General features: G+C 66.1%; 16 protein-coding genes. 3 read left to right on the top strand and 13 right to left on the bottom strand.

The window, feature by feature from the left end; translation table 11 throughout:
• Position 1: 1 nt before the first annotated feature.
• From PSAL_RS07900 to PSAL_RS07845, 12 genes are all read right to left on the bottom strand, one after another.
• On the bottom strand, positions 2-502 hold the full coding sequence (locus tag PSAL_RS07900; RefSeq protein ID WP_196222767.1) for a flavin reductase: 501 nt from the start codon (positions 500-502) through the stop codon (positions 2-4).
• A 10-nt stretch (positions 503-512) separates the two neighbouring features.
• A complete protein-coding gene (locus tag PSAL_RS07895) occupies positions 513-1457 on the bottom strand; it encodes a PDR/VanB family oxidoreductase (protein WP_119838884.1) in 945 nt (314 codons plus the stop codon).
• Between the two features lie 6 nt (positions 1458-1463).
• Entirely contained in the window at positions 1464-2207 is a 744-nt protein-coding gene (locus PSAL_RS07890; RefSeq protein ID WP_231388649.1) for an SDR family NAD(P)-dependent oxidoreductase, read from the bottom strand.
• Positions 2208-2224: 17 nt separating this feature from the next.
• Positions 2225-2716 carry an aromatic-ring-hydroxylating dioxygenase subunit beta gene (locus PSAL_RS07885; RefSeq protein ID WP_196222766.1) on the bottom strand — a complete coding sequence of 164 codons (492 nt, stop codon included), beginning with the start codon at positions 2714-2716 and terminating at the stop codon, positions 2225-2227.
• Entirely contained in the window at positions 2713-3981 is a 1269-nt protein-coding gene (locus PSAL_RS07880) for an aromatic ring-hydroxylating oxygenase subunit alpha (protein WP_119838881.1), read from the bottom strand. The genes PSAL_RS07885 and PSAL_RS07880 overlap by 4 nt, the downstream gene beginning before the upstream one ends.
• A gap of 21 nt (positions 3982-4002) precedes the next feature.
• On the bottom strand, positions 4003-4359 hold the full coding sequence (locus tag PSAL_RS07875) for a hypothetical protein (RefSeq protein WP_119838880.1): 357 nt from the start codon (positions 4357-4359) through the stop codon (positions 4003-4005).
• 49 nt (positions 4360-4408) lie between these two features.
• A complete protein-coding gene (locus PSAL_RS07870; RefSeq protein WP_119838879.1) occupies positions 4409-5590 on the bottom strand; it encodes an acyl-CoA dehydrogenase family protein in 1182 nt (393 codons plus the stop codon).
• Positions 5590-6780: an amidase gene (locus tag PSAL_RS07865; protein WP_119838878.1), complete on the bottom strand. Its 1191-nt coding sequence runs from the start codon at positions 6778-6780 to the stop codon at positions 5590-5592. Before PSAL_RS07865 ends, PSAL_RS07870 begins: the two co-directional genes overlap by 1 nt.
• A gap of 163 nt (positions 6781-6943) precedes the next feature.
• Complete coding sequence (locus tag PSAL_RS07860) at positions 6944-7696, bottom strand: class II aldolase/adducin family protein (RefSeq protein WP_119838877.1); 753 nt, start codon at positions 7694-7696, stop codon at positions 6944-6946.
• Positions 7693-8667: a ketopantoate reductase family protein gene (locus tag PSAL_RS07855; protein WP_196222765.1), complete on the bottom strand. Its 975-nt coding sequence runs from the start codon at positions 8665-8667 to the stop codon at positions 7693-7695. The genes PSAL_RS07860 and PSAL_RS07855 overlap by 4 nt, the downstream gene beginning before the upstream one ends.
• A gap of 202 nt (positions 8668-8869) precedes the next feature.
• Entirely contained in the window at positions 8870-12229 is a 3360-nt protein-coding gene (locus PSAL_RS07850; RefSeq protein WP_119838875.1) for a molybdopterin cofactor-binding domain-containing protein, read from the bottom strand.
• A gap of 51 nt (positions 12230-12280) precedes the next feature.
• Positions 12281-12742: a (2Fe-2S)-binding protein gene (locus PSAL_RS07845; RefSeq protein WP_231388682.1), complete on the bottom strand. Its 462-nt coding sequence runs from the start codon at positions 12740-12742 to the stop codon at positions 12281-12283.
• Positions 12743-13123: 381 nt separating this feature from the next.
• Between PSAL_RS07845 and PSAL_RS07840 the strand changes: the two genes are divergently transcribed.
• The 3 genes from PSAL_RS07840 (at position 13124) to PSAL_RS07830 (ending at position 18773) form a co-directional block, all read left to right on the top strand.
• The gene (locus tag PSAL_RS07840) at positions 13124-14908 is read left to right on the top strand and encodes an ABC transporter transmembrane domain-containing protein (RefSeq protein ID WP_119839072.1); all 1785 of its coding nucleotides are present in this window, start codon (positions 13124-13126) and stop codon (positions 14906-14908) included.
• Positions 14909-15192: 284 nt separating this feature from the next.
• Positions 15193-17091: an acyl-CoA synthetase gene (locus tag PSAL_RS07835; protein WP_119838873.1), complete on the top strand. Its 1899-nt coding sequence runs from the start codon at positions 15193-15195 to the stop codon at positions 17089-17091.
• Positions 17092-17336: 245 nt separating this feature from the next.
• The gene (locus tag PSAL_RS07830; protein WP_119839071.1) at positions 17337-18773 is read left to right on the top strand and encodes a TrkH family potassium uptake protein; all 1437 of its coding nucleotides are present in this window, start codon (positions 17337-17339) and stop codon (positions 18771-18773) included.
• 78 nt (positions 18774-18851) lie between these two features.
• Here the strand turns inward: PSAL_RS07830 and PSAL_RS07825 are convergent, their stop codons facing one another.
• Positions 18852-19814 carry an O-methyltransferase gene (locus tag PSAL_RS07825; RefSeq protein WP_119838872.1) on the bottom strand — a complete coding sequence of 321 codons (963 nt, stop codon included), beginning with the start codon at positions 19812-19814 and terminating at the stop codon, positions 18852-18854.
• Between the last annotated feature and the right edge of the window lies 1 nt (position 19815).

Raw genomic sequence — 19815 nt, 5'->3', positions numbered from 1 at the left:
CCTAGTCCACCGTCAGCTGATGAAAATCGCGGCCGAACCAGATCAGGCTTTCGGCCTGACCTTCGGCTAGCTCCATGGCCTGGACTTCGCAGAAGAACACCGTGTGCGATCCTACCGTGCTGCTGTTCGAGATCCGGCAGTCGAAGGCCACGGGCGCATCCGTCAGCAATGGTGACCCGGTGGCAAGCTGGCGCCATTCGGCGGCGTCAAAGCGGTCTTCCCCGGCCTTGCTGCCGGCAAAGATGCCCGACAGGTCCCGGTGCCGCCCGGCCAGCACGTTGACAGCGATGACCCCGTTTTCGACAAAGATGTCATGGCTGCGGCTTTGCCGGTTCACGCAGACCAGCAGGGTGGGCGGGCTGTCGGTCACCGAGCAGACCGCCGAGGCCGTCATGCCGTGGCGACCGGCCGGGCCGTCGGTGGTCAGCACCGTGATGGCGGCACCAAGCCGGGCCATGCCTTCACGAAAGGTGCTTATCTCGGTTTCGTTCGGTGCGCTCATGCTGCCCCCCTCAGATGTCCAGCACCAGCTTCGCCGACTTGGCGCGCGAGCAACACAGGCACATCTCTGAATTATCTTCCTTTTCCTCGTCGGTCAGGAAATGGTCGCGGTGGTCGGGAAGACCTTCCAGCACATCCGTCAGGCAGGTGCCGCAGATTCCCTCTTCGCATTTGACGTCTACCGATATGCCGGCGCGCGCAAGGGCCGTGACGATGGATTCTTCGGCACCGACGGTGACGGTGATGCCGGTTTCCCGGGCTTCGACCTCGAATGTCTCGCCCGTCACATCGACCTCGGCCGAAAAATATTCGCGGTGGATATGGTCCGGCGCATGGCCCATGGCCTCTGCCGCCGCGATCAGCCAGTCCATGAAGCCCTCGGGGCCACAGATGTAGATATGCGTGCCGGGGGCCGGGGCGGGCAGGGCCGCAAGCGTCAGCTTCGTGGCGTCGTCGTCGTGGTGCAACCGGGTATGCCCGGCAAAGGGCGCGGCCCCGAGCAGGTCGAGGAAGGCGGTGCGCCCGGCACTGCGGGTACAGTAATGCAGATCGAAGGCCGCGCCCCTGGCCGCCAGTTCATGCGCCATGGCCAGCATCGGGGTGATGCCGATGCCGCCGCCGAACAGGCAACTGCGGTCGGCCTCGACCAGGGCAAAGTGATTGCGCGGTCCGGTCACGGTCACGGTCTGGCCGGGCCGGGCGCCGGCATGCAGCGCGGTCGATCCCCCCCGGCTTTCGGGGTCCTTGAGGATGCCGAGCGTCCATTGGCTGCGGTCGGCGGGATCACCGGCCAGGGAATATTGCCGCCACTGGTCGCCGATCGCGATGTCGATATGTGCCCCGGCTGTCACCGGAGGCAGCGGCGCGCCGTCGGGATCGGCCAGGGTCAGGCACATGATGTCGCCGGGCGCGTCCTGGCGGGCGGTGATGGTCAGGGTAAGGGGATTTGACGTCATCTGGGATCAGCGCATGAACAGGCCGCCGTTCACGTCCCAGCAGGCGCCGGTGACGAAACTTGCAGCAGGAGAGGCAAGAAGGGTGACGAGGCTGGCCACGAAGGCCGGATCGCCAAGCGACCCGGTGGGGATGTTCTTCAGGAACCCCTCCATCCGGTCGGGGCCGACGATGTCATGCACCATGGGGCTGTCCATCGGCCCCGGAGAGATGCAGTTGCAGGTGATCCCGAAGGGCGCAAGATCGCGGGCAAAGACCTTGGTCAGGGTCATGATCGCCCCCTTTGAGGCCGCGTAATGGGCGCCTGTCGCGGTGCCGCCGTTCTGACCCGCAAGGCTGGCCATGTTGACGATGCGGCCATAGCCGCGGTCCTTGAAGTGGCGGGCAAAGATCTGCGACCCGGCAAAGGTACCCCCGGCATTCACCGCCATGACGGCATTGAAATCCTCGGGCGTGATGTCCAGCACCGGCTGGGCGCGGGTCACGGCGGCATTGTTCACCAGCACCTCGACCGAGCCCCAGCGATCCACCGTGCGATCCAGCACTTTCTGGAAATCCTCGGGCCTTGCCACGTCCAGCGTGGCCGTCAGCGCCAGTTCGGAGGCAAGATCCAGTTCCTCGGCCAGGGCATAGCAGCCGGCCTCGTCCACATCGGTAATGATGACGCGAAAGCCCGCCCCGTGCAGCGCGCGGGTAATGGTCGCACCGATGCCGCTGGCGGCACCGGTGACAACGGCGGTCTGGGTCTCCATGGGCAGGGGCCCTCCCATCAGAACAGGTAGCTGATCGACGTCAGCACCCCGTCGGAGTTCAGCAGGCGGACGACCTTCTGACCGATGCGCAGGCCCTCGGGGGTGGCGATCAGCCGGTGCTCCACATTGGCCGCGAACAGGCGCTGGCGGCCGAACTTGTCCTCGACCACATGCATGGCAGACCGCAGGGTCAGGCTGCCCGGTTCAGAGGCGGTGACGACAAAGCGCGACAGGGTGCGCACGGTCTTCGCCGGGGGCGCGGCCGAGATCGAAAAGCCGCCCTGAAGCCGCTGCGCACGGGCGCGCCGCATCTGGTGGTCGTCATAGACGAGGTTCAGGTGATCGGCGAAATCCTCTGTATCCGGATCGACCGGGATCACGTAAAGACCCGCTTCGTCCCAGAGGCCGATCCAGGCGTCATAATCCTGCCGGTCGAGAATGTCGGCTTCTTCCCAGAGGAACTTCACCGCCTGGTCGAGGGTGATCTCGGTGTCTGGCAAATCCTTCACGCCATCATCTCCTGCCACTTGGCATAGGCCGCTCGCATGCCGGTTTCCGCACTTATGTCGCCCTTGGGCAGGCCATTGGGGCTGTCTTCCTCAAGGCCGAGGCCCCGGTGCACCATGACGTCCATGTCGACGCCCCCGGCCGAGCCGCGTTGGACCCGTTCCCAGACCTCGGCATCATCGGGCGAGCCGAAGCCCATCGGGCCCTGGAAATGTTCATGCAGGCGCAGGCGCATCTGGTTGGCCTCGGCCGGGCCACCGTCCATGCCGAGGGCGATGTGACGGATTTCGGTTTCCGCGACCGAGACGGGGCGCAGGATGCGGAAGAAGGACAGCGAACAGCCCGCGTTGGGGAACAGGTTCAGGTTGAAGCCGCATCCGCCCACGGCGCGCACGATCCGACGGATCTGGGCGTCGTCGTAGCGGTCCTCGAGGCTGGCGGCGAGGGCCTTGAACCGCTCGGGGATGGGCTCGTCCAGGTTCTCGTCCAGGTCGATCAGCTCGGGCATCATGACCATGACGGAATGGCCGTTGCCCAGATCCTCGACCCAGCCGTCATCGTCATCCATGAAGGAAAACGTCTGGTTGGTCTCGCCGTCAAGCGATTGCAGGAAGGACTTGTGTACCACCGGGAAGTGATAGGCGTCGGTGGTGTTTTCCAGCTGGATCTTCCAGTTCATCGGCACCTTGAACTGATGTTCCCCCAGCGTCTTGATCGGGAAACCACCGCCCTGTTTCATGAACAGGTCGATCCAGGGCTTGGCGTTGCCCAGGAAATCCTCCAGCGGCTCGGCCTCCTGGTCGAAGGTCGCAAAGATCATGCCCTGGTAGGTCCCGACCCGCAGTTGACGCAGGCCCAGCTGGGACTTGTCGAATTCGCCCGCGTAGCCTTCGGCATAGGGAATTGCGCGCAGCGATCCGTCCAGCGCATAGCCCCAGCCGTGATAGGGGCACTGGAAGGACGACGTCTTGCCCTTCTTCACCTCGCAGACCGAGGCCGCGCGGTGGCGGCAGCGGTTGACCAGCACATGCAGGGCGCCCTTGCGGTCCCGCGACACGATCACCGGCTGGGTGCCGACCCAGGACAGCTTGAAGTTGCCCTTGCCGGGCACTTCGCTTTCATGCGCCACCCAGACCCAGGCCTTGCCAAAGATCTTTTCCATCTCGACATCGAAGATGGCCGGGTCTTCGTAAAGCGGCGTGGCGACGCGATCGCCCTTGGCGAGGGCGGCGTATTGCGGGTCCTTGGTGACGCTGTCGAGGGTCATGGCGTTCTCCTGTCGAAGGGGTCAGAGATCGGGGATTTCAAGCGCGCGGCCCATGCGGGCCTCGACGGTCATGTATTTCCACAGCCGGTCGTTGCCCTCGCCCACGACGATGGTGCGCAGCAGGTTGCAGGCGGCCTGGACGGCTTCGCGGTTGGGAAAATCGGCCAGGATGTACCAGGTGAAGGGAAATCCCTGGCTGGCGCCGACCATGGTCTGATCGTCGTCGAAGGTGCCGACGATCTGGACCCCGTCAAGCTTGGAAATCGCGGACATCAGTTCCTGTGTGGCCTTCCAGACCGGGCCGATCTGGTCGAAGGGCAGGCTGAAGAAGGTCGGGTGGTTGTTGAAGCACAGAAGGGTGCGAAGCGGCTCGGTCATGGCGGATCCTGTTGTTTGCGGAAATGGCGGGTTGGGGCGCGGGGCCGGGTCAGGGAAAGCCGGGCGGGGTCGGCTGGCCGAACATGCCCGCCCCGGCGCTGGTCCAGGTCCCGGTGTTCATGAAGGCATGTTGCGCGGCACAGGCGCTGTCGATCATGCAGCGGCCAAGGGTATGGCCGGCGCGCATCGAATCCGATCCGCCAAGGGCAAAGGCCATGCGCGCGGCCTCGGCCCCGTCATGAGCGGCATGGGTGGACACAAGACGCGTGCGCAGGGTCAGTTCGGGATCGACTTCGCCCTTGGTCAGCAACTGGTCCCAGGCTTCCTCGATGGTTTCGAAGAAATGCGCGCGGGCACCGCGCAGGCGGGCTTCGGCCTTGGCCAGATCGGCCTGCACATAGGGCCGCGCCCCGGGGTTCGGCGCCCCGGTGATCGAGGCCTTCTGCGCCGCGTCCGATTTCAGCCAGTCGAGCGCCTCGCGGGCCGCGCCAAGGGCGACGACAGCAACTGCATGGGCGGCAAGGGCCACGGTGGGGTAGCGATAGATCGGGTCGTCCTGCTGCGGCTTGCCCCCGCGGATAAAGGTCCAGTCCATGTCGACCAGCGCCCCGTCCAGCACCACGTCATGCGATCCGGTGCCGCGCAGCCCGATGGTGTCCCAGGTCTGGTCGATGGTCACCTCGGCGGCGGGAAAGACGGCGGCGCGGGGAAGGGGCGTCTTTTCGCCCTCGATCTTGATGCCGACCGCGATCACGTCCGCCCCCATGGACCCCGAGCACCAGGGCCAGCGCCCGGAAACCCGCAGTCCATCACCTTCGGGCACCGCGATCTGCGGCGGGAACATCGCCCCGGCAAAGGTGGTATTGGGGTCGTTGGAATAGATCTGGTCGAAGACCGCCGGCGTCAGGGCCGCAAGGTAGGTGCAGGAAATGCCGAAGCTTGCGACCCAGCCGGTCGAGGCATCGGCGGCGGCGAGTTTTTCAATCAGTTTCAGGTAATCCTGTGGCGGCAGGGCATCGCCACCAAGACGTGCGGGCACGATACCGCGATAGGCGCCGATGGCCTTGAGCTTTGCCACCATGTCGCGGGGGACATGGGCCTTGGCCTCGAATTCCGACCGCCGGGATCGGATCTCGGCCAGGACCTCGTCAAGGGTGACATCCGGCAGCGCGCCGGGCGCGGGCAGCGGGGCGGCCTGCGGGGGCGCGGCTTGGGCAAGCAGATCGGACATCAGGCGGTTTCCTTCTGGCAGAGGCCCGCTTGCACAAGGCAGGTCGCGGGGATTTGGTCGCAGATCCAGCTGGCCACGGCGCAGAGACGCGCATCCGCGCCCTTGTGCCCGACGATTTGCAGACCGGCCGGCAGGCCGTCGGCGGTCAGGATCGGGATCGTCAGCGCCGGGTGGCCCGACAGGTTGAAGGGGCGCACGAAGCGGGTCAGCGGCAACACATGGGCCGGGTCCTGCGCCTGTTCCCAGGTGGGCGGCACCATGGGCAGGGTCGGCAGGATCAGCGCATCGCGCCCCAGAAGGGCGGCATCGAAGCTGTCGGTGAAACGGGTGCGGATCGCCTCGGCCTCGGCCAGCTGAGCGCCGGTGATGTCGCGCGCGGCCAGGACGCGCGTGCGGATATCCGCGCCAAGGGTCGCATTGCTGGCCGCCAACGCACCGAATTCCGCCGCAATCTCGGCGCCGATGACGGTCATGCCGGCGGCAAAGGCGTCTTCCATGCCCGGTAGGGGGACAGTCGGAAGATCCCCCAACCCGGTCAGGGCGGCGTCGAGCGCGGCCTGAATGTCGGCTTCGGCCTCGGTCTGGACCATTGCCAGCGCCGGGGGGCTGTCGCAGGTTTCAGGCGCGAAATCAGGGTCGAGCATCTGCATCGCACGTGTCAGCATCGCCATGTTCTGGGCAAAGGGCCCGATACAGTCCAGCGAGGACCCGACCGGCAGTGCTCCGGCGCGCGAAATCCGCGCAAAGCTGGGTTTCAGGCCGAAGACCCCGCAGCAGCAGGCTGGCTGACGGATCGAGCCGCCGGTATCCGTCCCGATGGCGAAATCAACCGATCCCTGCGCCACCAGCACGGCGGAGCCCGACGAAGACCCGCCGGGGATGCGATCCGGCCAGAGCGGGTTCTGCGGCGTCCCGGTATGGGCATTCGCGCCGGTCATGCCATAGGCAAGCTCGTGCATGTTGGCGAGGCCGATGATCTGCGCGCCCGAATCCAGCAGCGCCTGTACAACGGCGGCATGATCTGTTGCTGGGGGCGCGTCCTCGAAGGCGGCCGATCCCGCGCGGGTCGGCAGCCCGGCCACCGCAAGGCATTCCTTCACCGCCACCCTCGCCCCCCCCGGCGTGCCGAGATCCAGCGCGCGGGTCAGCGCGGCGGTGGCGTCTGGCGGGGTGGGGGATTCGGCGGGCATGATCTCTCCGGTCTGGTTGCGTTACTTTTACCGTAATATCCGTTTATCCAAAGCGTTCCGGCGGATTTCAGGGGGCGTGACGGTGTAAAAACGTGAAAATGCATGTTTTGCGGGCGCCGCGTCCGGTCAGAGGCCGGAACCGAGCCCGGCCTGTGCCCGAAGGTCAGGACCCCGCCCGGTCCATCTTCATCTTTCGTACCATGGCGTCGAAAAGCAATGTCGCAAAGCCTGCATTTTCCTTCAGCGCCTGGGCGTCGGCAGCGCATTTGCGCTTTACCTCTTCGGGCAGGATCGTGTTGGGGCCGGGAATGCCTGCTGCGGCACATTGGATTTCGGCCGCGCGCTGAACGGTCCAGAGCAGGAAGAAGGTCAGCGGAATATCGGCTTCGCAAACCGCGACGCCGTGGTTCTTCAGCACCAGCACATGCTTGTCCCCGAGCGAGGCAAGCATCCGCGCGCGCTCTTCGTCGTATAGGGTGATGCCTTCGAAGGTATGATAGCCGACCCGACCAAAAAGCTGCGCGCCATAGAAGCTGTCGTGATCTATGTCGAAGCCCTTCATGGTGATGGCCGAGATCGGGGTGGTATGGGTATGGGCGACGCAGCCGACATCGGGACGGTGTTCATGAATCACCCCGTGCAGGGCAAAACCGGCGGGGTTGGCGTTATGGGGGCTGTCTTCGATCTTGCGCCCATCGGTGCCGACCTTGATCAGGTTCTCGGGCGTGACCTCGTCGTAATGCAGGCCGAAGGGGTTCACCAGGTAGGCATGTTCGGCGCCCGGCACCCTGACCGAGATATGGTTGAAGATCAGTTCGGTCCAGCCAAGGTAGCTGACCAGGTGGTAGAAATCGGCAAGCTGGGCGCGCAATTCGGCTTCGGTCTTGCCGGCAAGGGGATCGGCCTTGATGTTCATGAGGGAATGTCCTGGAAGCTGAGGGTCTGGGTCGGGCGTACGGCCTGAAGGTCGGCAAGAAGGCGGGCGGTTTCGGGCATGGCGACACCCCGCGCCCCGGCAAGCTCCAGCGGTGCGTGGGTGATCGGGGCAAGTTCCAGCGCCCGCCCGGCCTCGGCGTCCTGCAACATCGAGGTGCGGAAAGCCCCCGCCTTGGTCAGGCGCGCGGCAAGGCTGTCGCTGACCACGATGGGATTGCCATAGGCGGCGGAAAGCACCTCGATCTCGCGGGCCAGCGCCGTGGCGCGGGTGCAGGACGCCGGGTCGGCGGCGATCTGCGCCAGCGTCTGACCCGTGAGGGCCGACAGCGGGTTGGTCGCCGCGTTCAGCGCCAGCTTTTCCCAGACCAGCGGGCGGATGTAATCGGCCCGGTCCAGCGCAATGCCGGCGGCGGTCAGTTCATCGGCCAGGTCGACGGGGCGGGGGCCGTCGGGGATGGTGGGGCCAAGCGCCAGAAAATGCGGAATGGTCGAAACCACGGTGCCATCGGGCTCGAATCCGGCGGTCATCATGGTGACAGCGCCGACAATCTGCTGGAACGGCACCAGTCGGAAAAGCGCGCCGTCCGGGTCGACGGCGCGTACCGGGTGGCCGAGATCGTCGAAGAACCACCAGGGGATGCCATTGACCAGCGGCACGATCCGGGTGTCCGGCCCGATGCCGTCGAGGTTGCCGCGCAGGGCCGCTTCGATCGCCGGGCCCTTGACGCAGAGGAATAGGACACTGACAGGGCTGCGCAAGGCCTCTGTCACCGGAAGGGTGATGGCGCGCGGCCCGTCCAGATCGCGGATCTTCAGGCCCTCGGCCCGGATCTGCGCCAGACGCGGTCCCCGCGCCACCAGCGTCACATCCGATCCGGCGGCCGCAAGGCGTGCGGCCAGCAGCGATCCGATGGCGCCGGCGCCCAGAATGGCGATGGAAGGTCGGAGCATCTTCGCCCTTACGTTACATGTTACGTGATTATTGAAGTAATCCCGAGTCGGCATTTTCCGGCAAGCCTTCTGCAGGGTTTCTGCCGGGAAGTGGTTCGCAAATTGGGTCTGACGGTGAAAAATGCGTCAGGCTGCCGGGGAACGGGGCAAGTGGCCCAAGCGGCCGGGTCTTTGCCGTGACGCATGCCCGGCCAATCCGCGCCTAATCCCAGGCGGGCAGATCCGCCGCATAGCGTTGGCGTAGATAGCGGGCGAGGGCGGCAATATCCGGCGTCGACAGTTCTTGCGCAAATGCGGGCATGTCGCGCAGGGACGTGCCATCGGGGCCGCGCAGCCCATCGGTGATGCTGCGGATCGCCGCCGCCGCGCTGGGCGCGCGCAGGGCCGGGGCCGCGCCAAGCGGGACCTGGGCCACGCTGGCGCTGTCGGGAAAGACCGGCTCATGGCAGCTGGCACATGCGCTTTCATAGATCCGGTGCATGCGATCGGGCTGCGGGGCAACCTGCTGCGGCAAGGGGGTGGCGGCGCCGCTGACCTGGCTCGCCAGATAGGTCGCCATGGCGGCAATGTCGCTCTCGGGCAGGGTTGCAAGGCCTGCCACCACCTCGGCCATCGGGCCGGAGGCGGCCGAAAGGCCGGGCGCGACACCGGTCGACAGATAGCTGCGCAGGCTGGCCGCATCCCAGCCACGGGCTCCGGCGGCCATGCCGGCAAGGGGCGGGGCGAACCAGCCATCGACCTCGGCGCCGGAGAGCGCGGCCTTGGATTCCGCCCCGAGGGCCGTGCGCGGCGTGTGGCAGGCGGAACAATGACCGACGGTCTCAACCAGATAGCGCCCCCGGTTCCATTCCGCATCCTGCGCGGGTTCCGGCACCAGCGGCGTCGCGTCGAGGTTCAGCATGTTCCAGAGCGGCAGTACGGTCCGGGGCACCCGCATCTGTGCCGCAGCGGTTTCGGCCCGCACTGGCTCCAGCGTTTGCAGATAGGCGTATAGCGCCTGCAGATCCGGGTCGGTCATGCGGGCGAAGCTGGTATAGGGGAAGGCCGGGTAAAGGTGCCGTCCGTCGCGGGAAATCCCCTGCCGCATGGCGCGGGCGAAGGCGGCATAGGACCAGTTGCCCAAGCCTGTCTCTGCATCCGGCGTCAGGTTGGTCGATGCCAGCGTGCCAAAGGGCGTCTGCATCATCCGCCCCCCGGCATTGGCGATGCCGCCCGGCGCGGTGTGACAGGCCGCGCAATTGCCAAGCGCGAAAAGCTGCTCTCCGCGGCTCAGGGTTTCGGCGCTGTAAAGTGTCGCGGCAGGCGCGGGCGCGGGCGCAATCGCGCGGGCTCCGGGCAGCAGGGACAGGCCGAGCCCCGCAAGGGTGGCGATCCCGCCCAGAAGCGCGAGCTTGCGACGGAGGCGGGGTTGGCGGGCCGGGGGCGCAATGGGTGTCGGGGCATCGGACACGCCGAGCGCCGCGCGCATCTTTTCGGGTGTGAAGGGGGCGGCGCGCATCCGTACCCCGGTCGCGTCGAAGATCGCATTGGCGATGGCGGCGGCGGCCGGCACGGCGGCGCTTTCGCCGGTGCCGAGCGGCGGGTCCGATGGTTCGGCGATGATATGGCTGCGGATCTCGGGAAGGGTTGCAAAGCCCGCCACCGGGTAATCGGCAAAGCTGCGGTCGCTGACAGAAATGGCGTCAAAGCTGACCTCTTCCTGCAGCACGCGTGAGGCGGTCTGGATCACGTTGCCGTGGATCTGCTGGCGCACGCCGTCGGGGTTGATGACCAGCCCCTGATCCTGGCCGATGGCGACGCGGGTCAGGGTGACCTCGCCGGTCACCGTGTCGACGGCGACATCCGCGACCCAGGCGGCGGCGGCGGCGGCAGTGCCGGGGAAGGGGCCATGCACATAGGTGGCAAAGGCAAAGCCCTGCCCATAGGCCATGCGCCCGTCGCGGCGCAGGCGCGGGCCGCTGCGCGCCTCCCAACCGGCCTTTTCGGCCGTTTCGCGGATCAGCCGCGCGGCGCGGGGATCGTCGAGGTGACGCAGGCGGAAGGCGACCGGATCCTCGCCCGCCTCTGTCGCCAGTTCGTCGGTAAAGCTTTCATGGGCAAAGGTATTGGGCAGGGCCGAGACCCCACGCAGCCAGGCCGCGCGCACGATGGGGGCCATGTCATGCACGGTGATGCGCTTGTGCGGGATCCGATAGGGCGGGATGATCGTCCGGTCACCCATGTCCGAGGGGCGCGGCTCGGGCGAGATCCGTCCGGTCAGCAACAGCGCCAGGTTGGGGCCGCGGTTGGAGGGATACCAGCTGTCGTGCCTGTAGGCGTGGAAGTCGCCGCCCTTCAGCGCGCCTGCAACCTGCATCACCTGGGCCGCGCCCTTGGGCTCCCACAGGGTTTCCTGTGCGCGGGTCAGCTGGACCGAGACCGGGCGGCCCGAGGCCCGCGCCAGCAGCAGGGCATCGCCCGCCACATCGTCGGCGCAATTGCGGCCGTAGCAGCCGGCGGCCTGGTGGCGGCGGACCTCGATCGAGGTTTCGGGCAGTTCGGTCAACTGGGCAAGGTCGGCGCGCAGCATATGCGGGTTCTGGGTGCCCGACCAGACAATCGGCTGGCCCGCGTTCCAATCCGCCAGGGCGCAGGAGGGCCCCAGCGTGCCATGCATGTGCCAGGGCCAGGAATAGGTCCGCTCAAGGCACGGGCCTTCGCTCAGGGCGCGGTCGATGTCGCCGGTCTGTTCCAGCAGGCGCGGGGTCGATGGCTGGGCGCGAATCGTGTCGTCGCGGGCTTCCATGTCGGGCAATTCGGGCGGCAGGGCCCAATGTACCGGCAGGGCCTCGGCGAGGATACGGGCGCGGGCGGCGCTGGTGGCCAGAACGGCCAGGAAATCGCCCTGGGCATGGACCGCGACGAATCCGTCCTGCCCGGCGATGGCCGCCTCATCGTAACCGCGCAGCGACCGACCGATGAAATCGCCCGAATCCCGCCCCGCATAGGGCGGGCGGATCACATGCCCATGCAACATGCCGGGCAGGCGCACATCCTGGATATAGTCGAACTCGCCCCGCAGCTTGGCCGGCAGGTCGCGGCGCGGGGCCGGGCGGCCCACGACGCGATAGGCGGAGGGATCCTTGACCGGCGTGTTCTCGTCCAGCGTCAGGGCGGCATCCCCGGTCAGCAGCGCGGCGTAGGGAAGCGTGTGATCGCCATGACGCAGGGCGCCACTGTCGGTCTCGACCTCCGAGGCGGGCGCGTTGAAGCGTAGTGCGGCGGCTTCGACCAGCCAGAGCCGCGCCTGGGCGGCGGCGATGCGCAGCGGCCGGGCGGTGATCTGGATGGTTTCAGAGGCGATGGTGGGCCCCTGGTCCGGCGTGCTGGCCGTATGCCCGAGGATCACGGCGACGGCCGCAAGGGGCAGGTCAAGCTCCTCTGCGATGATCTGGGCCAGCGCGGTTTCGATGCCGGTGCCAAGATCGACATGACCGTTGAAGCCACGGGCGGTGCCATCGGTGTCGAGGATCAGGAAGGTCTCGCGACCGGTTGCCGTCTCGCGGTAGATCGTCAGCGGCATGGGCGGGCCTTGCATTTGCGGGGGGCGCCGGGCAGGGGCGCAGGCAGGCGGTCAGACATCGGCACCCCGCAGCAGCCTGGCGGCTTCGCGGACCGAGGCGACGATTTCAAGATGCGCGCCGCAGCGGCAGATGTTGTGGCGCAGGGCGTCCCGGATCAGGGCGTCGCTGGGGTCGGGGGTCCGGCGCAGCAGCGCCACGGCCGTCATGACCATCCCGTTCAGGCAGTATCCGCATTGCGCGCCCTCGGCCTTCAGGAACCCCTGCTGGACCGGGTGCAGCGCGCCGGTCTCCGCATCTGCCAGCCCTTCCAGCGTGGTGACCGCAGCGCCATCGATGCGGGCGGCGCGCAGCATGCAGGCGCGGGCGGGGACCTCGTCGATCAGCACGGTGCAGGCACCACATTGCGCCATCCCACAGCCGTATTTCGGCCCCCGGAGGCCAAGCTCCGCGCGCAGAAGATCCAGCAGCGACAGGTTGGTATCGACATCGGCGGGACGGGATTTTCCGTTCACCGTCAAGGTTATCGCCTTGCGCACGCTGTCCTCGCCCCCCTTCGTCAGCGGCCCCGCCGCAGTGTTTCGTCAGTGAGGCACGGAATGCGCCCCGGCTCAACTGTTCCGTCGGTCCCGGCTGTCCTCGGACCGGCGGGTGCCCCGTCGGGCGTCGACCATCGCCAGATCGCCCGACCAAATATCGTATGTAGGGAAACAACTTTCCGCCGTGCGAGGTCAAGGAGGTTGCGCCTGCAGGCGCCTTCTGGCGGTGCGACCGTGGCGGGGGCGGGACAAAGTGACCGTTTGCGCGGCAATTCCCGCCATTACCTTGACCCCGGGGGCCTGCGCGGTCATGAAACCTCTGCTGAAATATTGGAGGCTGCCGTGGCCCGAGGACCCGTGACACTGGACAGCGCCGCCCTTGACCGTGACCCATCGCGACAAGTCGGTGCCCTGCGTGAACTCTGGCCCTACCTGCGGCCTTATCGCGGCATGATGGCTGGCGCCTTCGCGGCGCTGGTGCTGACCGCGACCGTCTCGCTGGTGCTGCCGCTGGCGGTGCGCCGGGTGGTGGACAATTTCAATTCCGAAAGCCTGTACCTGCTGGATCAGTATTTCGCCGCCGCCCTCGGCATTGCGGCGCTTCTGGCGGTGGGGACGGGGCTGCGCTACGCGCTGGTCACCCGGTTGGGCGAACGGGTGGTCGCCGATATCCGCAAGTCGATCTTCGGGCGGGTCATCGGCCTTAGCCCGGCCTTCTACGAAACCACCATGACCGGCGAGGTGCTGAGCCGGATCACCACGGATACCACGCTGATCCAGTCGGTTATCGGGTCCTCGGTGTCGGTCGCCCTGCGCAACGTGCTGATCCTGGTGGGGGGCATGGTGCTGATGCTGGTGACTTCGGCCAAGCTGACCGGGCTGGCGCTGCTGATCGTGCCGCTGGTTGTGGTGCCGATCCTGACCCTGGGCCGCCGTTTGCGCCACCTGTCGCGGGCCAACCAGGACTGGATCGCGGCCTCGTCGGGCAATGCCTCCGAGGCGCTGCTGTCGGTGCAGACCGTGCAGGCCTTCACCCACGAGGCACTCAGCCGCGCGGCCTTCGACCGGGTGACCGAGGAAAGCTATCGCTCGGCCCTGTCGCGGATCACGACCCGTGCGCTGATGACCGCCATCGTCATCTTCCTGGTCTTCGGCGGCGTCGTCGGCGTGCTGTGGATCGGGGCGCAGGATGTGCGCGCCGGGCAGATGTCGTCGGGCGCGCTGGTGCAATTCGTGATCTACGCGGTCATGGTATCGGGCGCAGTCGCTGCCCTGTCCGAGATCTGGGGCGAATTGCAGCGTGCCGCTGGCGCGACCGAGCGGCTGGTGGAGCTGCTGACGGTCACCGACACGGTGCTTGATCCGGCCCGCCCGATCGATCCGCCGTTGCCAATGCGGGGCGAGATCACCTTCGACAACGTGTCCTTCTTCTATCCCTCGCGGCCGGGCGTCGCGGCGCTGGATCATGTCAGCCTGAGCATCCGCCCGGGCGAAACCGTGGCGCTGGTCGGGCCCTCGGGCGCGGGCAAGTCGACGATCATCCAGATGATCCAGCGGTTCTATGACCCGGCATCGGGTCAGGTCCGGCTGGACGGCGTGGGTCTGAAGGACATGGCCCGTGCCGCCTTCCGCCGGTCGGTCGCGCTGGTGCCGCAGGACCCGGTGATCTTTGCCGCCACGGCGCGCGAGAATATCCGCTTCGGCTGGCCCGAAGCCCCGGATGACGAGGTCGAAGAGGCCGCCCGCGCCGCCGCCGCCGATGCCTTCATCAGAAACTTGCCCGAAGGCTACGACAGTCCGCTGGGGGAGCGCGGCGTGATGCTGTCGGGGGGGCAGAAGCAACGCATTGCCATTGCCCGCGCCATCCTGCGCGATGCGCCGGTGCTGCTGCTGGACGAAGCCACCAGCGCGCTGGACGCAGAAAGCGAACGCCTGGTGCAGGACGCCATCGACCTGCTTGCAGAGGGGCGCACCACGGTCATCGTCGCGCATCGTCTCGCCACCGTGAAGAAGGCCGACCGGATCATCGTCATGGACGAAGGCCGGATCGTCGCCGAAGGCAGTCACGATGAACTTGTCGCCGAAGGCGGTCTTTATGCCCGGCTGGCGCGGTTGCAGTTCACCGACGGCTCGGGCGTCTGAACCGCGCCGCCGGCATCGGACTTTGCCTAAGGCCGCGACCGGCTGCGCCCGGTGCCCTGTCGGCTGTTCGGTGTGGTTCAAGGGGCGGCGGACAGGCGGCCCGATGCGGCATGCGGGGCAGGTCAAGCTTTCTGTAGCGCCCGTCGATCTTTCCGTGGCAACGTCACGTCGGAAGAGGTCAACGCAGCGTTACACTTGCGGATTTTCGCTGTCCGTAAAATCTTTAGCCGTCCCTGACATGTTTCTGAGGAGGAGCAGAAGGGATCGGAACGGGAGGAAACCAATTGGCTTTTACAGGTAAAGAAGAGACGGATCGCCTCGGCAGCGAGATGCCGTGGTCGGCGCGCGACGTGCCCGCGACCGTGCACCAGATGCTGACGCGGACGGCAACGGCCTATCCCGGCAATGACGCCGTGTCCTTCCAGCTGGAATCCGGACCCGCAGCCCGCGCCGAGACACTGAAATGGGCCGAGCTGACCCAGGGGGTCACCCGGACGGCAAACCTGTTCCGCAGTCTCGGAATCGGGCCGCAGGACGTGGTGGCGCTGCTGCTGCCCAATACGACAGAGACCGCCTTTGCGGTGCTCGGCGGCATGGTCGCGGGCATCGTCAGCCCGATCAACCCGCTGCTGGAGCCCGAACAGATCGCAGCCATCCTGCGCGAAACCGGGGCCAAGGTGGTGGTCACGCTGAAAAGCTTCCCCCGGTCGGACGTGGCCCAGAAGACGGCCGAAGCGGTGCGCCATGCACCCGATGTGCAGACCGTCCTTGAGATCGACCTGAACCGCTATCTTTCGCCGCCCAAGAGCTGGCTGGTGCCGCTGATGCGGCCGAAGATGCCGGGGCGGTCGCATGTGGATGTCCGCCAGTTCGCGGCGGAACTGGCGAAGCAACCCGATCACCTGACCTTTGTCGATGATCCCGAAGACCGTGTGGTGGCCTTCTTCCACACGGGGGGAACGACGGGTATGCCCAAGATCGCCCGGCACCTTGCCTCGGGGATCGTCTACAACGGCTGGCTCGGCGCGACGCTGCTGTTTTCCGAGGAAGACAACATCATGTGCCCGTTGCCGCTGTTCCATGTCTTTGCCTGCCAGGTGATGCTGATGGGCGCGGCGAGTTCAGGCGCCCATGTGGTCCTGCCGACCCCGGCGGGCTATCGCGGCGACGGGGTCTTCGACAATTTCTGGAAACTTTGCGAGCGCTGGAAGATCACCTTCATCACCGGCGTGCCCACGGCCTTTTCGGCGCTGATGCAGCGCCCGGTGGATGCCGATCTGTCGACGGTCAAGCTGGCCTTTTCCGGGTCGGCCCCGCTGCCGCATGAATTGTTCCGCCGCTTCGAAGAGGCCGCAGGCGTCAAGATCCTGGAAGGCTACGGTCTGACCGAGGCGACCTGCCTCGTGTCCTGCAACCCGGACATGGGCGAGCGCAAGTTCGGCTCGGTCGGGGTGCCGCTGCCCTATACCGAGGTGCGCATTCTGGACAACTCCCACGGTGATCTGCGCGAATGTGGTGTCGACGAGGTCGGCGAGATCTGCATCGCGAGCCCGGGCGTCTTTGCCGGTTCGACCTATACCGAGGCTGCGAAAAACGCCGATCTGTTCCACTACGACCGGTATCTGCGCACGGGCGACCTGGGGCGGCTGGATGCGGATGGCTACCTGTTCATCACCGGACGGGCCAAGGACCTGATCATCCGGGGCGGTCACAACATCGACCCGGCCGTGATCGAAGAGGCCCTTTTGACCCACAAGGCCGTCGCCTTTGCCGGCGCCATCGGCCAGCCCGACAGCCGGGCCGGTGAATTGCCCTGCGCCTATGTCGAACTGGTCGCCGGGGCCGATGTCACCCCAGAGGAACTGCTGGCTCATTGCAAGGTGCATGTCCACGAACGCGCCGCGATCCCCAAGCATGTGGAAATCCTTTCCGAACTGCCCAAGACCGCCGTCGGCAAGGTCTTCAAACCCGAGCTGCGCAAGCAGGCCATCAAGCGGGTCTATGATGCCGCCCTGGCCGAAGCCGGGCTGGACGTGACCGTGCAGGAGGTCGTCGATGACCGGAAACGCGGGCTGACCGCCCGCCTGCGACGCGGCGCCGATGTCGATGATGAAAAGCTGGTGCAGCTTCTGGGCAATTTCACCCGCCCCTGGGAATGGGCCGAGCCGAAACCGCAGGCCTGATCCCTGTTTGCCTCTTGCCGCAATGGCGGCGGGGGCGGCACGCCGAAAACCGGCGCTGACCTGCCGGGGATGCAGGAAGGGGGCAGCGCCAGCCCTTCACGGCGGCACCATCTTTGCAATTCTGCCAAACCGGCTCGGCAGATTGTCAATCTGGCCGGGCAGGCGTAAGTCGACGAAAGGGGCCGATGGGCCCCGAGTCGGGCCTTTGGCATGCCGTCGAAGGCCGCTCCGCGTCGGTGCCAGTTATGAATTTCGTCGTCTTCGTCAACGGTGTGGGATTGCTGTTCTCGGCGGCTCTCATGCTGATGGACGCGGCGATCTTTCCTGCCACCAGGACATTGTTCGTCGAAAGCGCCCTGTTGACCGGATTTCCGGGGGTCATACTCGCCCTGGCCTCGGCCAGCCGGTTTTCCGAGGTCACGCGTCTGCATGGTTTCCTGCTGACCTCGTCGATCTGGGTGACGGCGGCCCTGGCCGGCGCGGTACCACTGGCGATGTTCGGGCTGACACCGGTGGATGCGCTGTTCGAAGCCATGTCGGGCATCACCACCACCGGCGCCACTGTAATGAGCGGGCTGGACGCAACGCCGCGCGGTATCCTGTTGTGGCGTGCGACCCTTCAGGCCGTGGGGGGCGTCGGTTTCATCGTGACCGGTATCGCGCTGCTGCCGGTGCTGCGCGTCGGGGGCATGCAGCTGTTCCAGACCGAAAGCTCTGACCGCAGCGACAAGGTCACGGGCACAGCAGCGACCTTCGCCCTGGCGACGCTGGCGGTGTACCTTGGGCTGATGGGCCTTTGCGCGGTCTTCTACGCGGCGGGGGGCATGGGGGTCTTTGACGCGATCACCCATGCGATGACGACACTGTCGACCGGGGGCTATTCGAATTACGATGCCTCTTTCGGGCATTTCACCGGCAGCTACCTGCAGTGGGTCGCCACGGGTTTCATGCTGGCCGGGGCGCTGCCCTTTGCCTGGTACATCCGGGCCTGGCGGCGTGGCGCCATCGCCAGCGAACAGGTCGCAGCGATGTTCAAGACCCTCGCCGTTGTGATTGCCGTGCTGACGGCCTGGCTATGCTGGAGCCATCATATCCTGCTGCCAGATGCGCTGCGGCTGGTGGCCTTCAATGTGGTGTCGGTGGTGACGACCACGGGTTACGCGACCACGGATTACACCCTTTGGGGGCCGGTGGCGCAGGTGGCCTTCCTGGCGCTGACGCTGGTGGGGGGCTGCACCGGCTCGACCTCGGGCGGGGCCAAGGCGATGCGCTGGCTGCTGTTCGCTCGCGCCCTGCGGGTCGCGGTGCGCAAGGTCCATGCCCCCCACAGCGTGCAGCAGATCCGCTACGAAGGCCGTCGCGTGACCCCGGATGTGCTGAACGGGGTGATGGCCTTTTTCGTCTTCTACGCAGTCACGGCCTCGATCCTGTCGGTGATCCTTGCCTTTCTCGGCATGGATCTGGTGGCGGCCGTCAGCGGTGCGCTGACGGCGCTGGCCAATGTCGGTCCGGGCCTGGGCGCGGTCATCGGCCCGGCTGGCAATTTCGAACCGCTCGGCTGGGCGGCGAAACTGGTTCTGACTGCGGGCATGTACCTGGGCCGGCTCGAGATCCTGACGGTCTACGTGCTGCTGATGCCGGCCTTCTGGCGCGAAACGCACCGGGCGGAGCGACAGGTCTGATGCGCGGGGCAAACCCTGCCTGCCGGACGTGAAAACAGAATCGGTGGGAAAGCAGGCTTGGGATCAACTACACGCTGTTCAAACCAATTCGACGATGCCGACACGGTTTCCGATCTGCCAGGCGGCTGAGACGTCGGCTGACTCGCGCACTTCCTTCCAGCATTCGCGCATGTCGTCTGAAAACGCGAGATCATCCAGAATGACCAGGGCCCCGGGTTGGCTGACCTGCTTCACAAGCTCGAATTGCGCAAGCACGACAGACTTCGTATGGATGGCATCGATCAGCGTGATTGTTGCCTTGGGGGTGACCAGGGGCAGGTTGTCCTCGAATGTTCCTGCTGTCAGCGTGAACTGATCGCTGATCTTCAAGAAGTTCTCGCGCGCAATGGAGCACCACAGCTCGTTCGGCTCAAAGCTGACCAGACGGCCCTGTCCTGCAATGGCAAGACCGGCGAGCCAGTACATGCCGCTTGCACCGAAAGCTGCGCCGAATTCCAGAATGGTGTCCGGTTTCTTCTGCAACGCCAGCCAGGCGTAGAACATGCAGATGCCTTGCCCTGTCCGGACTTGGGACACCTTCCGTTTCGAGTTGGGGCCAGTCCTGCGGGGGTAGTCCGTTATCTCGTCATACCCTTGCCAGAGAGGCATCTTGCCCTTTTCCTCGGTTTCGAAGATTGCCTCTTCGATCCGTGAAAATGTGTCTACTTCACGCTCGACAAACGCATCCTGCTGAGAATTGTAGCCCATGATCAAATCGTGGTTGAGGGCGCTCTCACCGTGAAGGTGTTTCAAATCCAGTTTCAAGATGTTGATCCAATCCTCTGTTTCGGCTTGCCGAGAACATTGGCCCAACATTTCAATTCTACCAAATGAATATTTACCTTGCGGAGAAGGATGGTGGCCAGAAACACCGTCCGGTTGTGGTTCGGTGAGGGCCAGACAGGGGGTGAAACACAGGCGCTTGCTGCGCAGGGCTATCGCGAAACCGGACCTGGGTTCAGACAGACGGTCGCCGAGGCGTGAATTGCCACTCTCAGGCATA

The organism is Pseudooceanicola algae, assembly GCF_003590145.2.
Lineage (GTDB): Bacteria > Pseudomonadota > Alphaproteobacteria > Rhodobacterales > Rhodobacteraceae > Pseudooceanicola > Pseudooceanicola algae.
The sequence above is the reverse complement of the archived record's forward strand: the minus strand, read 5'-3'. Positions and strand labels throughout refer to the sequence as shown.

Bases quoted from the DNA above. Each gene is read 5' to 3' on its own strand.
- PSAL_RS07895 (WP_119838884.1), bottom strand. From the start codon at position 1,457: ATGACGTCAAATCCCCTTACCCTGACCATCACCGCCCGCCAGGACGCG.
- PSAL_RS07825 (WP_119838872.1), bottom strand. From the start codon at position 19,814: ATGCCTGAGAGTGGCAATTCACGCCTCGGCGACCGTCTGTCTGAACCC.
- PSAL_RS07890 (WP_231388649.1), bottom strand. From the start codon at position 2,207: ATGGAGACCCAGACCGCCGTTGTCACCGGTGCCGCCAGCGGCATCGGT.
- PSAL_RS07855 (WP_196222765.1), bottom strand. From the start codon at position 8,667: ATGCTCCGACCTTCCATCGCCATTCTGGGCGCCGGCGCCATCGGATCG.
- PSAL_RS07875 (WP_119838880.1), bottom strand. From the start codon at position 4,359: ATGACCGAGCCGCTTCGCACCCTTCTGTGCTTCAACAACCACCCGACC.
- PSAL_RS07870 (WP_119838879.1), bottom strand. From the start codon at position 5,590: ATGTCCGATCTGCTTGCCCAAGCCGCGCCCCCGCAGGCCGCCCCGCTG.
- PSAL_RS07880 (WP_119838881.1), bottom strand. From the start codon at position 3,981: ATGACCCTCGACAGCGTCACCAAGGACCCGCAATACGCCGCCCTCGCC.
- PSAL_RS07865 (WP_119838878.1), bottom strand. From the start codon at position 6,780: ATGCCCGCCGAATCCCCCACCCCGCCAGACGCCACCGCCGCGCTGACC.
- PSAL_RS07830 (WP_119839071.1), top strand. From the start codon at position 17,337: ATGAATTTCGTCGTCTTCGTCAACGGTGTGGGATTGCTGTTCTCGGCG.
- PSAL_RS07900 (WP_196222767.1), bottom strand. From the start codon at position 502: ATGAGCGCACCGAACGAAACCGAGATAAGCACCTTTCGTGAAGGCATG.
- PSAL_RS07860 (WP_119838877.1), bottom strand. From the start codon at position 7,696: ATGAACATCAAGGCCGATCCCCTTGCCGGCAAGACCGAAGCCGAATTG.
- PSAL_RS07850 (WP_119838875.1), bottom strand. From the start codon at position 12,229: ATGCCGCTGACGATCTACCGCGAGACGGCAACCGGTCGCGAGACCTTC.